This is a genomic window from Roseovarius gaetbuli (assembly GCF_900172365.1).
GTDB lineage: Bacteria > Pseudomonadota > Alphaproteobacteria > Rhodobacterales > Rhodobacteraceae > Roseovarius > Roseovarius gaetbuli.
Window position 1 is genome coordinate 92,738 of sequence record NZ_FWFJ01000002.1, and the last position, 12,995, is coordinate 105,732.

The window sequence follows — 12,995 nt, forward strand, 5'->3', positions numbered from 1 at the left end:
TCGGGTGATTTGGGGCAAGAAACAGGGCCTCGAAACACCCGCCCTGCACGCGTGAATTGCATTTGCCACATTTTTGCCTTAAATGCTCCTTACCCAGAACAGGATGAACATCAATCCTGCCCCTGACCCGGCGATGGATTGGCCGGGATGAGGTGCGGGCTGATCTTTAAGCGACCGCGCCTTTTCTTGACCGCCTGTGTCGATGTACGGCCCCTCGTGTCTTGGATGGAGGGTCTTTTGATGCTGAAAACAATTTCGGGGGCCCGATGCGTCGCGTAATTTTGCCAATTTGTCTGTTGCTTGGCGCCTGTGTGCCGGGGCGATACAACGAAATGCCGACCCGCGCAGCATTGCAGCAGGAAAGCACCATGCCGCCGATGAAGTCGTTCTCGGCGCCGCGCCCCTTGCCGCCGCAACGCTCGAACCGCGATATCCAGCGCGATTTTCTCGACCTCAGCTTTCAGCTTGAATCGGGGCGGATGCTGCAACATCTGTCGCGTTTTGAAGGGCCGATCACCGTGCAGGTCACCGGCCGCCCGCCGCCCACCCTGATCCCCGATCTCAACCGCCTTTTGCACCGCTTGCGCACCGAGGCCGGGATTGACATTAGCCGCGTCAGCGACAGCGGCGCCAATATCACCATCGAGGCCGTAAGCCGCGATGACATTCGCCGCAGCCTGCCCAAGGCGGCCTGTTTCGTGGTGCCTAACATCTCGCGGCTGTCGCAATATCGCGCCGCGCGCAATTCGCGGCTCACCGATTGGAGCCAGCTTAAAGAGCGCAAGAAGATCGCCATCTTCGTGCCAAGCGATTCCAGCCCGCAAGAGGTGCGCGATTGCCTGCATGAAGAGCTGGCGCAGGCGCTTGGCCCGCTCAACGACCTTTACCGGCTCTCAGACAGCGTGTTCAACGATGACAATGTGCATGCGGTGCTGACCGGCTTTGATATGCTGGTGCTGCGCACCTATTATGCGCCCGAATTGCGCAGCGGCATGTCGCGCCGCGAGGTCGAGGCCCGCCTGCCCGGCATCCTGTCGCGGCTTCACCCGGCCGGTGATCACGTCGCGCCCCGCTTTGCCGGATCGACGCCGCGTGCCTGGATCGAAGCGATCCAGACCGCCCTTGGGCCCGGAAGCCGCCCCAATCAGCGCCGTCTTGCCGCCCAGGATGCGCTTCGCATTGCCAAGGCCGTAGGCTGGAGCGATCACCGCCGCGCCTTCAGCCATTTCGCGCTTGGCCGTATCACGCAGGCAACCGACCCCGATTACGCACAGGACCAATTCGTCGCCGCCGAGCAATATTACAAACGCACCCCCGGCACCGATCTGCACCGCGCCTTTAGCGCCGCGCAACTTGCCGCCTATGCCATCAGCCAGGGCCGCGGCGAAGACGCGCTCATGCTGCTTGGGCCCCACCTTGGCACCGCGGAACGCTATGAAAACGCGGCCCTTTTGGCGACCCTGATGATGCTGCGCGCCGAGGCGCTTGACCTAAGCGGGCGCGTGTCGGAAGCGCAGAGCATTCGACTGGACAGTCTGGGCTGGGCACGCTACGGCTATGGCGCAGATTGGGCGGTGCGCGCAAAGCTAAGAGAAGTGACCGCGCTCAGCCCGTTAAAAGGACCGAACGGGTAAAAAATGATCGTTATTTTCGGGGCACTTATCGGCGCACTGACCGGCGCGCTTCTGGCGCGGCGTCGTAAGGGCAAGCTGGCCGATATCCTGCAATACGCCTTTGTCTATGCGCTCATGTTTGCGCTTGTGGGCCTGTTCGTGACCTTGATCATTCACCGCAACGCTTTGTAAAGCGCGATGTTTCTGCCGTTTTTCGAGAACCTCAGAAAAGCCGGCCTGCCGGTCTCTTTGCGCGAATACCTGACCTTTCTCGAGGCCATGCTTGCCGGGCTTGTGACCTATGACGTCGAGGGGTTTTACTACCTCGCCCGCAGCGCCATGGTCAAAGACGAGCGCCTCATTGACCGCTTTGACCGCGCCTTCGCCGCAAGCTTTGACGGGCTTGAGGCGCTCAGCGCCGATGACGTGCTCAACGCCGTCGATCTGCCCAAGGAATGGCTTGAAAAGCTGGCCGAAAAGCACCTGAGCGCCGAAGAACGCGCCGAGATCGAGGCGCTTGGCGGCTTTGACAAGCTGATGGAAACGCTCAAGGAGCGCCTCAAGGAACAACAGGGCCGCCACCAGGGTGGCAGCAAATGGATCGGCACCGCCGGCACAAGCCCCTTTGGCGCCCATGGCTATAACCCCGAAGGCGTGCGCATCGGTCAGGACAAGTCGCGCCATCAGCGCGCGGTAAAGGTCTGGGACAAGCGTGAATTTCGCAATCTCGACGACAATGTCGAACTGGGCACCCGCAACATCAAGGTCGCCCTCAAACGCCTGCGCCGATGGGCGCGCGACGGGGCGGCGGACGAGCTTGACATGGATGGCACCATTCGCGCCACCGCCGAGCATGGCTATCTTGACGTCAAAACCCGCCCCGAACGGCGCAATGCGGTCAAGGTGCTGTTGTTTCTCGATGTCGGCGGCTCGATGGACCCGCATATCAAGGTGGTGCAGGAGCTGTTCAGCGCCGCACGCGCCGAATTCAAGCATCTGGAATACTATTATTTCCACAACTGCCTTTACGAAGGCGTCTGGCGCGACAACGCGCGGCGCTGGAACGCCCAGACCCCGACTCAAGAGGTACTGCGCACCTACGGCCCTGATTACAAATGCATATTCGTGGGCGACGCCAGCATGTCCCCCTATGAAATCGCCTATCCTGGCGGCGCGAACGAGCATTGGAATGCCGAATCCGGGCAGGTCTGGCTAGAGCGGGCGCGCGCGCAATGGGCGGGCAATCTCTGGATCAATCCGGTGCCGCGCAACCAGTGGGATTACACCCATTCGATCGCCATGATCCGCGATATCTTTGAAGATCGCATGGTTCCGATGACGCTTGAAGGGCTGGATCAGGGCATGCGCGACCTGGTCCGCTAGAGCATATCGCCTTCATTCGAATTCACGCTATATGCTCTAAGTTATTGAATTCGCATGTTCGAGAAGCTCAAAACCGGTGCCCACTTTTGAGCAACATGCTCTAGAAACACGCCAATAGGCTTCTTCTTGGCAAAAATACTGAACCACTACCGGCTGGCGCCGGTAGGATCAGCGATGTGCTGTTCCAGGTACTGAAGTACGATGTCTTCCGTAATGGCACCGTTGGTGGTTGAAAAGTATCCTCGGCCCCAAAATCGGCAGCCCCAGTAGCGCTTTCGGATGGCTGGAAACTCCCGTTGCACCTTGTGGGACGAACGGCCCTTCATCTTGCGCACCAGATCCGAGATGGCGAGCTTCGGCGGCACCGAGACGAACATGTGGACGTGATCGCTCGACAGCACCCCGCGCAAGATGTCGACCTCGTTCTCGCGGCAGACCTGCCGACAGATGTCGCGCACCCGCAGTCGCAGTGCCCCCGTCAGCACCTTATAACGGTACTTGGTCGACCAGACGATGTGGTAGCGGTGATAGAAAACGCAGTGTTTGCCGGTGTCATATTGCATGATCGTACCCTCAGAAAAATGAGCCTCCGACCCGGCTGCGGCTCATTTTTCTGAGGGTACGATCATAAAGCGATTCTTTCACGCTGAAGAGGGTCCGACTGGAAGTCGGAGGGTTTGCTCCACGGCGTGGATACTCAAAAGCGCGACGGCGCCACCATGCCCGGCGATCAGACAGTCGAGAGCGCCTTGGCCAGACGCGGCAAACGCGCCTTCTTCAACAGGGGGCGCATCTCCCATTTGGCACTGGACAGGCGGATCGCCTCGGCCAGAACGCGCTCGGCGGCATCGCTGACAAGACCCGGCTGTGCCTTCCATATGCCATGCAGAAAGCTATCGGGATCGGCGCGCCAGAGGCCCTCTTCGGCCAGGATATTGCGGGGGAAATCGCGCGCGTTGAGGGTGATGATCCCATCGGCAGAGCCCGCAATCGCCGCGGCCAGAACATGGGTATCGGCCGGATCGGGCAGCCAGAGCCGCGCTTCAAGCGAGGGCGCATAGGTGACCTGCGCGCTCGGCCATCTCGCGGCCATCATCACCGCCTCAGAGCCCGCCTGAGCAAGCCCATCGGGCCCAAGCTTGGCCGCCGCATGTTGCCATTCGCCGATGATGCGCGCCGACCAGAGCGGGGTAAAGGCCCCCGCCTCGGCCACGCCCAAAAGCATTTGCCGCATGACGGTGGGATAGATCACGCAGGTATCAAGCAGCACCTTCATAGGCGATAGAACAGCGCCTTCAGATAGCCGCTTTCGGCCAGTTGCGGGTGCAGCGGGTGATCCGGCCCGGCATAGCCGGTATGGATCAGCGGCCCGGCGCGCCCGGCGCGGCCAATCCCGCGGCTGCATGCTGCGCGGAATTTCGAAAGATCCGCCGCATGCGAACAGGAACACAGGCCCAGAAAGCCATCCGGCGCCACAAGTTCGGCGGCCAGCTTTGCCACCCTCTCATAGGCGCGCAGCCCCGCTTCGAGCGATTTCTTGTTGGGGGCAAAGGCGGGCGGATCACAGATCACAAGATCAAACCGGGCCCCCTCTTCGCCAAGCGCGGTGAGCACGTCAAAAGCATCGCCTTTGCGGGTTTCAAACCGGTCCTGCATGCCCATCTCGACCGCGCCCTGCGCCGCCAGGGTCAGCGCAGGCTCAGAGCCATCGACCGCAAGCGCATGCTCGGCCCCTGCCGCAAGGGTCGCAAGGGCAAAGCCGCCAACATGCGAGAACACGTCGAGCACCCGCGCGCCCTTGGCAAGCCGGGCGGCAAAGGCGTGGTTGGGGCGCTGATCAAAGAACAGGCCGGTTTTCTGCCCGCCCATCAGATCGGCCATGTAGATCGCGCCATTCATCGGCACCGCAACCGGCCCATCGGGCGCCTGCCCGACCAGAACGGCATGCTCTTCGTCCAACCCTTCAAGAACGCGCGCGCGCCCCGAGGCGTTCTTCAGAACGGTGCTCACGCCTGTCACCTCGACAAGCGCCGCCACCAGATCATCCAGGACAACTTCGGCCCAGGCGGCGTTGGGTTGGATCACGGCGATGTCGCCAAAGCGGTCGATCACGATCCCCGGAAGGCCATCGGCCTCGGCGTGGATCAGGCGGTAATGCGGGGTGTCATAAATCCGCTCGCGCATCGCGTGGGCCCGTGCAAGGCGCACGCGATGCCAGTCCTGATCGACCCGCGCGGTGGCGTCGCGATCAAGCATGCGGGCCATGATCTTGGAGGTCGGGCTAACGGCGACAAGGCCAAGCGGCGCGCGATCACCATCCTCAAGCACCGCGATGGTGCCGGGGGCAAGGCCGCGCGTGCGCCGGTCGGTCACAAGCTCGTTGTCAAAAACCCAAGGGGCGCCGTGGCGGATTGCGCGGGCGTGAACTTTGGGAAGGAGGCGGATAACGGGATAAGGGGACAGTGTCATACTGTCCCCTTACGCGGTTTCTTGTCGGTTGGAAAAGGGAAAAGATCAGATCTGGTTCAAAGCACCAAGCAGACCGTTTGCCTCGGCGTGATACCCACCGGCGCCCTGAAGCTCCTGACGGATGACTTCCGAGATCTGATGGGTGATCCGCACCTTCTGGGTCAGACCCTTGCGCTCGGCGTTGATTGCAAGCTGACCACCGTAGGCCTTGAAATCTGCCTTGACGAACCGCGGCTCGCCGTAGGCTTCGCCGGTTTCGGGGTTGCGCAGGACGAATTTGAATTGCACCGCATGCACACCGCCAATGGTGTAACGGGCCTTTTCGCTCAGGGCGTGAAAACGGGTCACCATGACATCAAGCATCACCGGAACTGTGCCGTGATCCATTTCGGCGATGCCCTTGTTAAGGCCTTCTTCAAAGATCGCCTTGACCTGTGCGTGACGGTCGCCAAGCGGATCTTCGCGCCAAACGATGTCGCCACCGGGATAATAGCGGTTCCGCTCGGACACCTTGAGGGATTTGGGCACCGAGACGCGGACGGCACGAATATCAAGCGAGAGCGGCGCGGCCTGCATGACCGGGCTTTCGAGCGGCGCGTTACGGGTGGCGGTATCAACTGTTGCGCAGGCCGACAGGCCAAAACCAAGCATCAGAGCGCCAATCAAACGAAAATATTTCATGTCTTCCTCCACGGGCTATTACCCTTTGTTCCACCGGAGGATGCACTTGAATTGAGGCGCCTTTTAGACAAATTCGGTGCAATAGCGTGATGCTTATGCGGCTTTGCAGGGTGATTCTGCCCTAAATGGCCCTCATGACACGGCGCGCAACGCTCAACCTTCGCGGGAACGAGAGCGCCATCCGCCCCGGCGGCGCGGGGTGGTGGTGGCGGCAGTGGCCTCGCGCAGCACCTCGGTCATCGGGTGATCGGGGGCCTCGGGCGCATAGCGCGCGATCATGGTGGCAATCGCGGCCTGGGTGTCCTGGCCATCGGGCAAGGACAGCGCCCAATCCAGAAATATCGAGCGGCATTCGGCACTTACGATGCCCTCGATGCGATAGGCCTCACGGATTAGGCCTTTTGTGTCAAGCGGGTCGCGTTGCATCTGTCATACCTTCTTTGGCAGCCGTTCAAGTGCTGCATCAATCACACCGGCGGCCGCTTTGCTGGCGCTCTCAAGGCAGGCCTCAAGCCTCGCCAAATCCTGCTGGCCGGTTTCACGCAGCAAAAACGCCGCGCCACTCTCGCCCATCAACCCCGGATCAAGCGGTTTGTCGCTAATCAGCCGCGCCACCATCTGTACCTGCCAACAGATCGCATAGGCGCGCGCCAATGCATCCCTGTCCGCGTCATCAAGCCAGCCGATTGCGACACCGCCGTCCAAGCCAGAGGCCACATCGCGCGCGCCCTGCCCCGCCATCAGCGTGCCCGCCTGCGCGATCAGCTCAAGCTCCATCAACCGGCCGGGGCCAAGCTTGGCGTCCCACGGCCCCGCCGGGGCCTTGGCGGATGCAATGCGGGCGCGCATTTCGATCAGTTGTGCCAGCACCGCCCCGGGCGCGCCCTTGTCACGCATCAGCGATTGGCGAAACGCCTCGACATCGCGCGCAAGGCCCGATTCGCCGGTGATCACCTGCGCCCGGGTCAGCGCAAGATGCTCCCAGACCCAGGCATCGGTCTTTTGGTATTCCTGAAACGACGGCCAGCTGGTGGCGACCGGCCCCTGATTGCCCGAGGGGCGCAGGCGCATGTCGACCTCATAGAGCCGCCCCTCGGCCATCGGGGCGCTCAGCGCGGTGATCATCGCCTGCGTCAGGCGCGCGTAATAGGGCCGCGCCGCCAGCGGGCGGCGACCGTCAGAGGCCTCGACATCGCCCGCGTCATAAATCACGATCAGGTCAAGATCAGACCCCGCGTTCAGCCGCGACGCCCCGAGCGAGCCCATGCCAAGCACCACGGCCCCACGCCCCGGCGGCGCGCCGTGCTTGGCGCTGAACTGTTCAATCACAAGCGGCCAGACCCCGCCAATCACCGCCCGCGCCAGATCGGCGTATTGCGCGGCCGCCGCCTCGGCGTCGCAAAGACCGCGCAGGTGATGCACCCCGATGCGGAAATGCCATTCCTTGCGCCAGCGGCGCACCGCGTCAAGCGCGTGCTCGTAATCCACCTCGGGGCCGAGGCGCGCCGACAGCTCGGCCTCAAGCGCCGCCTGCCCCGGCCATGGTGCAAAGAAATCGCCCGCGATCACCGCGTCAAACACACCCGCATTGCGCGACAAATGCGCCGCAAGCGCGGGCGCGGTGCCGACGATATCGACCAGCAACTCGATCAGTTGCGGATTGGCCTCGAACAGCGAAAACACCTGCACCCCTGCAGGCAACCCCGCCATGAAGCCGTCAAAGGCCAACAGCGCCTCATTCGGGTTCGAGGTGCGTGCCAGACGGGCAAGGATATCGGGCTTGAGGCGGCGGAAAATCTCGACCGCGCGGTCCGAGCGCAGCGCCGGATAGGTCGGCCAGCGGGCGATCACCTCGCCGTCAAGCGCCTCGGCGGCGTCACTTGCATCGGGGGCCTCTTCGGGTTTGAAAAACCCTTCGATCAGGTCATGCACCGCGTTGAGGCGGCGCAAGATCTCTGCGCCAAGATCATCGCTTTCGCGGCCCATGAAGGCGGCGAGCCGCTCAAACTCTTCCTCGGAGTTGGGCAGGACATGGGTCTGGGCATCGCGCAGCATCTGAAGCCGGTGCTCGACCTCGCGGTGAAACCGGTAATTCTCGGTCAGGACCTCTTTAGCCTCGTCGGGCACCCAGCCCTTTTGCGCAAGCGCCGCCAGCCCCTCGACGGTGCCCCGCAGCCGCAGATCGGGGTCGCGCCCGCCTGCGATCAACTGTCGGGTCTGGGTGAAGAACTCGATCTCGCGGATGCCGCCCCGGCCAAGCTTCATGTTGTGGCCCAAAAGGCTGAGCGCGCCGCCAAGCCCCTTATGTTCGCGGATACGCAGGCGCATGTTATGCGCGTCCTCGATCGCCGTGAAATCCAGATGCTTGCGCCAGACGAACGGCTTGAGCGCGGCCAGAAACCGATCCCCCGCCGCGATATCGCCCGCACAGGGGCGCGCCTTAATATAGGCCGCGCGTTCCCAGGTCCGCCCGAGGCTTTCGTAATAGCTTTCGGCGGCGGCCATCGCGAGACAGACCGGCGTGACACTCGGATCAGGGCGCAGCCGCAGATCGGTGCGGAACACATAGCCTTCGGCGGTACGATCATTCAGCATCGCCGCCATTTTCCGGGTCGCGCGCACAAAGGACGCGCGCGCCTCGTGATAATCATCCGGCGCAAAACGGGTTTCATCAAACAGGCAAATCAGGTCGATATCCGAGCTATAGTTGAGCTCATGCGCGCCCATCTTGCCCATGGCCAGCACCACCATGCCGCCCGCCGTCGCGATATCCGCCTCGCTCATCCCCGCAAGCTTGCCGCGACGGATTTCCGCGCCGACAGCGGCCTTGAGCGCCAGATCACAGGCCAGATCGGCAAAATCCGTCAGCCGCCCGGTGACCACCTCAAGCGGCCAGACACCGGCTAGATCGGCCAGCCCGGTCAACAGCGCCACGCGCCGCTTGCCCTGGCGCAGGGCATCGCCAAGCGCCTCGGCGGGCACCTCGTGCAACTCTGAAAAAAGCCGCTCAATCGCCGCTTCGGGGTCATCAAACGCAGAGCGCAGCCAATCGCCCTCGCGCAGGATCAGCGATTTCAGGAATGGGCTACTGCCCCCGGCCCCGGCGATCAGATCGCTCAGCGGCTCTGGAAGATCGGGCATGGCGGCAAGCGCCTCCTGCCCGTCAACGGGGTCATGGGCGCGGGGCAAACGGGTGATGCGGTCAATAAAATTCATCGGCCCAGTGATACAAGGCGCGCGGGGCTGGTCAATGGCTGACAGAGTTGGAATACTGCGAAAAAACCGAGGGACGATCATGAGCAAAAGCCTGAAACGCGTGACCCGCGCACTTGTCGACGCGGGTCTTGAGATCACACCGGTCGAGACCGGCAATGCGACCACGGCGCAAATGGCGGCCGATCTTGTCGGCTGCGAGATTGATCAGATCGCCAAGTCGATCATTTTTCGCGGGCAAGACAGCGGCGCGGCGCTTTTGTTCGTGACGGCGGGCGGCAATCAGGTTGACGGCGCGCGCGCAAGCGCGCTTGCCGGAGAGCCCTTGGGCAAGGCCGATGCGGCGCTGATCCGGGCGCAGACCGGTTTTGCCATCGGCGGGGTATCGCCGGTTGGCCACCTGACAGCGCCGCGTGCGTTTTTCGACCCGCGCCTTTTGGCGTTTCAAACGGTCTGGGCGGCGGCGGGCACTCCGCGCCACCTTTTCGGCATCGCGCCGGATGTCTTGCTGCGGATTTCGGGGTCCGAGCTGGGGGAATTTAGCGCCGCTTAAACCGCGTCGGCCCTTGCAAATCGCCCTCGGGGTGCCGACCTTATACTGGTAACCGCCCCCTTGAAGGACCCAAATGGCCGATATGAGCGACATGAGCTGGCACCTGCCCGACCCTGAAACGCAGCCCGAATTTTACGCCGATGTGCCCACCAAACGGCTATTGGCCTTTGTGGTCGATACCATCGTGATCATCGCGATAAGCCTTGCGATCGTGCCGTTCACCGCCTTTACCGGCCTTTTCTTTTTCCCGGTGCTGATGGCGGTGGTGGGCTTTGCCTATCGGGTGATCACAATCTCGCGAGGCTCGGCCACCTGGGGGATGCGTCTGACGGCGATCGAATTTCGCACGGCAAGCGGCGAGCGGTTCGATCTTGGCATGGCCTTTGCCCATACTTTCGGGCTTACACTCTCATTCCTGTTGCCGCTGTTACAGGTGATTTCGATTGTCTTGATGCTCACGAGCGCGCGCGCGCAGGGGCTGAGCGATCATGTTCTGGGCACCGTCGCCATCAACCGCCGCGCCGCCACCTAAAACTAGCGCTATAACCCACTTGGCGGGGCGCATTATCATTGTTATCGTCGGGCAAAGCCAAGCCGGACCACTGAAGACATGCGTCACACTCTTCCCATCGCGCCCCAGTTTTACGTGACGGCGCCGCAACCCTGCCCCTATCTGGCGGGGCGGATGGAGCGCAAGCTTTTCACCGCGCTTCAGGGCGACGGCGCGCAGCGGCTGAATGATGGTCTCTCAAAGCAGGGGTTTCGCCGGTCGCAGAACGTTCTTTATCGGCCGTCCTGCGCCGATTGTGCCGCCTGCCTCTCGGCGCGCATCAACGTGGCCGAGTTCACGGCAAGCAAAAGCCAACGCAAGACCATGCGGCGCAACGCCGGGCTGACGCGGCGGGCCACATCGCCCTGGGCCACCGAAGAGCAATACGCGCTGTTTCGCCGTTACCTTGAAAGCCGCCACGCCACCGGCGGGATGGCGGATATGGATACCTTCGAATTCGCGGCGATGGTCGAAGAAACCCCCATTCGCACCCGTGTGGTGGAATATACCGATAGCGCCTCTGGCGATCTGGCGGCGGTCTGTCTGACCGATATCCTCGATGACGGGGTCAGCATGGTCTATTCGTTCTACGAGCCCGATATGCAGAGCGCCTCGCTTGGCACCTATGTCATTCTCGATCATATCCAGATCGCGCGCGAAAACGGTCTGCCTTATGTCTATCTCGGCTATTGGGTGCCCGGCAGCGAAAAGATGGGCTATAAGGCCGGGTTTTCCGGGCTTGAGGTCTATGTCGGCAACACCTGGCAGAAGATGCGCGACCCCGAGGCCTTCAGCAGCCACGCACGCCCGCTTGTGAATGATCCGATTGCCGAGCAGGTGGCCAATATCTCATTGCCCGATGGGCGCCCGTTGCGCCCCAAGACTGTCTGAGGGCGCCTAGAGCATGTCGCGTTCATTCGAATTCACGCGACACCCTCTAAGCTGTTGATGTCGCATGTTGTCGACGCTCAAAACCGCTTCCCACTTTTGAGCAACATGCTCTAGCCCGCCGGACAGCCTCGGATATCAACCGCATCGCCACTGCTCAGGATCGTGATCCGCAGGCCGGAGCGGTTCAGCGCAAAGCTGTGACCCTCGCCATGGTAAATCTCGGTTTCGGCGCGCAGCCGGTTGCCGTTGCGCGAGGTGATGGCCTGGGCAACCCAAAGATCGGGATTGTCGGTTTCCAGAACCGCGAACTCGCCCTTGCCCATCTGTTCCATATCGACCTCGGCCACGACGTGAAGCCCGCCCTCGACCGGCGTCACCTGGCAGGCGACGCGGCCAACGCGCGCCTCTTTGGCAGTATAAGGGCGCGAGGCAAGCGCGGCAGCAATCTGCGGGTCCGGGCTGGTGACGCCACGGGGCAGATCCTGCGCGATGCTGAGGGTGACGGGCACGCAGATATCGCTGCAAACGCCGATTTCAAGCTCGGCGGCAAGGTGGATCGGCTGCCCGGATTTCGCAGGGTTCAGACGGATCGGCAAAACCAGCGAATGCTCATAGCCGATGGTGCGCATACCATTGGTGACGGTTTGCACCGGAGTCGGCCATTCCACCGCCACTGCGGCGAGATTGCGCGATCCGCTCCAATTAAAGCGCGGCGGAATGCCCGCCTCGCCCGGCGCGCGCCAATAGGTTTTCCATCCGTCCTTGAGCACGAATTTCAACGCCGCCACATGGCTTCCGTCGGCCATGGTCCAGCCTGGAAGGACACTTACAGTGACCATGTCATCCAAGGATTTGGCAGGCGCGGCCTGAAGCGACAGCGACAGCGACAGAGTCGCAACAAGAGAGAGGAAAAACGCTTTGATCATAGCACTCAAATGGGGCATGGCGTGGCGAATGCCAACTCACTTTCCGGAGAGAATTGTTAGCGTGACGTTAATGCCGCGCTTGCAGAGCGGCCCCATGATGCCCATTCTTGTGTAAAGACAAAGAGGTATCCCATTTGACCCAAGATATGGACCTGACCGGAAAAATGTTGATTGCCATGCCCGGCATGACCGATACGCGCTTTGGCAATGCGGTTGTCTTCCTGTGCGCGCATTCGCCCGAGGGCTCGATGGGGCTTATCGTCAACAAGCCGACGTCGGATTTGAAGGCGCGCGATCTGTTTGAACAGCTTTCGATCACGATCGGCCCGGACGCGCGCGAACTGCCGGTTTATTTTGGCGGACCGGTGGAACATGGCCGCGGGTTTGTCCTGCATGAGCGCGGCTATAACTCGGCGATCTCGACGCTGAACGTGAACGGTGATTTCGCCATGACGGCAACGCTTGATATCCTTGAGGACCTAGCCGACGGGCGCGGCCCGGCCAAGGCGCTTTTGGCGCTCGGCTATGCCGGTTGGGGGCCGGGGCAGCTTGAGGCCGAGCTGGCGCAAAACGGCTGGCTGACCTGTGACGCGGATCATGAGCTGGTGTTTGATGTCCCCGATCCCGACAAATGGGAGGCCGCGCTGGCGCGCCTCGGGGTGTCACCGCTGATGCTGTCCTCTGATGCCGGGCGGGCCTGAGGCCGCGCTTTGGCG

At 62.2% G+C, this 12,995-nt stretch carries 14 protein-coding genes; 7 read left to right on the top strand and 7 right to left on the bottom strand.

Translation table 11 applies throughout. The features are described 5' to 3' along the window. Positions 1-266 precede the first annotated feature (266 nt). From ROG8370_RS01685 to ROG8370_RS01690, 3 genes are read left to right on the top strand one after another with little or no spacing between them, the layout of a single operon-like run. Positions 267-1,634 (top strand): DUF2927 domain-containing protein, encoded by a 1,368-nt coding sequence (locus ROG8370_RS01685; protein ID WP_085825455.1) that lies wholly within the window; start codon positions 267-269, stop codon positions 1,632-1,634. Positions 1,635-1,637: 3 nt separating this feature from the next. Beyond that, positions 1,638-1,805, top strand: a complete 168-nt coding sequence (locus ROG8370_RS20460) for a hypothetical protein (RefSeq protein ID WP_170925156.1) — start codon at positions 1,638-1,640, stop codon at positions 1,803-1,805. Between the two features lie 6 nt (positions 1,806-1,811). Beyond that, positions 1,812-2,996: a vWA domain-containing protein gene (locus ROG8370_RS01690; protein WP_085825360.1), complete on the top strand. Its 1,185-nt coding sequence runs from the start codon at positions 1,812-1,814 to the stop codon at positions 2,994-2,996. Between the two features lie 146 nt (positions 2,997-3,142). Here the strand turns inward: ROG8370_RS01690 and tnpA are convergent, their stop codons facing one another. The 6 genes from tnpA to ROG8370_RS01720 form a co-directional block, all read right to left on the bottom strand. Then, positions 3,143-3,559 (bottom strand): IS200/IS605 family transposase, encoded by a 417-nt coding sequence (gene tnpA, locus ROG8370_RS01695; protein ID WP_085825361.1) that lies wholly within the window; start codon positions 3,557-3,559, stop codon positions 3,143-3,145. Positions 3,560-3,726: 167 nt separating this feature from the next. Next, positions 3,727-4,272, bottom strand: coding sequence for an RSP_2648 family PIN domain-containing protein (locus tag ROG8370_RS01700; protein ID WP_085825362.1), 546 nt, complete (start codon positions 4,270-4,272; stop codon positions 3,727-3,729). Then, complete coding sequence (locus ROG8370_RS01705; RefSeq protein WP_085825363.1) at positions 4,269-5,465, bottom strand: RSP_2647 family RNA methyltransferase; 1,197 nt, start codon at positions 5,463-5,465, stop codon at positions 4,269-4,271. The genes ROG8370_RS01700 and ROG8370_RS01705 overlap by 4 nt, the downstream gene beginning before the upstream one ends. 45 nt (positions 5,466-5,510) lie before the next feature. Beyond that, positions 5,511-6,146 (bottom strand): DUF6778 family protein, encoded by a 636-nt coding sequence (locus tag ROG8370_RS01710; RefSeq protein ID WP_085825456.1) that lies wholly within the window; start codon positions 6,144-6,146, stop codon positions 5,511-5,513. A 153-nt stretch (positions 6,147-6,299) separates the two neighbouring features. Beyond that, positions 6,300-6,572: a hypothetical protein gene (locus ROG8370_RS01715; RefSeq protein ID WP_085825364.1), complete on the bottom strand. Its 273-nt coding sequence runs from the start codon at positions 6,570-6,572 to the stop codon at positions 6,300-6,302. A gap of 3 nt (positions 6,573-6,575) precedes the next feature. Continuing rightward, positions 6,576-9,362 carry a [protein-PII] uridylyltransferase family protein gene (locus tag ROG8370_RS01720; protein ID WP_085825365.1) on the bottom strand — a complete coding sequence of 929 codons (2,787 nt, stop codon included), beginning with the start codon at positions 9,360-9,362 and terminating at the stop codon, positions 6,576-6,578. A 79-nt stretch (positions 9,363-9,441) separates the two neighbouring features. Between ROG8370_RS01720 and ROG8370_RS01725 the strand changes: the two genes are divergently transcribed. The 3 genes from ROG8370_RS01725 (at position 9,442) to ROG8370_RS01735 (ending at position 11,353) form a co-directional block, all read left to right on the top strand. After that, positions 9,442-9,912 (top strand): YbaK/EbsC family protein, encoded by a 471-nt coding sequence (locus ROG8370_RS01725; RefSeq protein WP_085825366.1) that lies wholly within the window; start codon positions 9,442-9,444, stop codon positions 9,910-9,912. Between the two features lie 82 nt (positions 9,913-9,994). Then, a complete protein-coding gene (locus ROG8370_RS01730; protein ID WP_085825457.1) occupies positions 9,995-10,444 on the top strand; it encodes an RDD family protein in 450 nt (149 codons plus the stop codon). 78 nt (positions 10,445-10,522) lie between these two features. Beyond that, positions 10,523-11,353 carry an arginyltransferase gene (locus ROG8370_RS01735; RefSeq protein ID WP_085825367.1) on the top strand — a complete coding sequence of 277 codons (831 nt, stop codon included), beginning with the start codon at positions 10,523-10,525 and terminating at the stop codon, positions 11,351-11,353. A gap of 110 nt (positions 11,354-11,463) precedes the next feature. Here the strand turns inward: ROG8370_RS01735 and ROG8370_RS01740 are convergent, their stop codons facing one another. Beyond that, a complete protein-coding gene (locus tag ROG8370_RS01740) occupies positions 11,464-12,279 on the bottom strand; it encodes a protein-disulfide reductase DsbD domain-containing protein (RefSeq protein WP_245827138.1) in 816 nt (271 codons plus the stop codon). A 146-nt stretch (positions 12,280-12,425) separates the two neighbouring features. Between ROG8370_RS01740 and ROG8370_RS01745 the strand changes: the two genes are divergently transcribed. Continuing rightward, complete coding sequence (locus ROG8370_RS01745) at positions 12,426-12,980, top strand: YqgE/AlgH family protein (RefSeq protein WP_085825369.1); 555 nt, start codon at positions 12,426-12,428, stop codon at positions 12,978-12,980. Positions 12,981-12,995 lie beyond the last annotated feature (15 nt).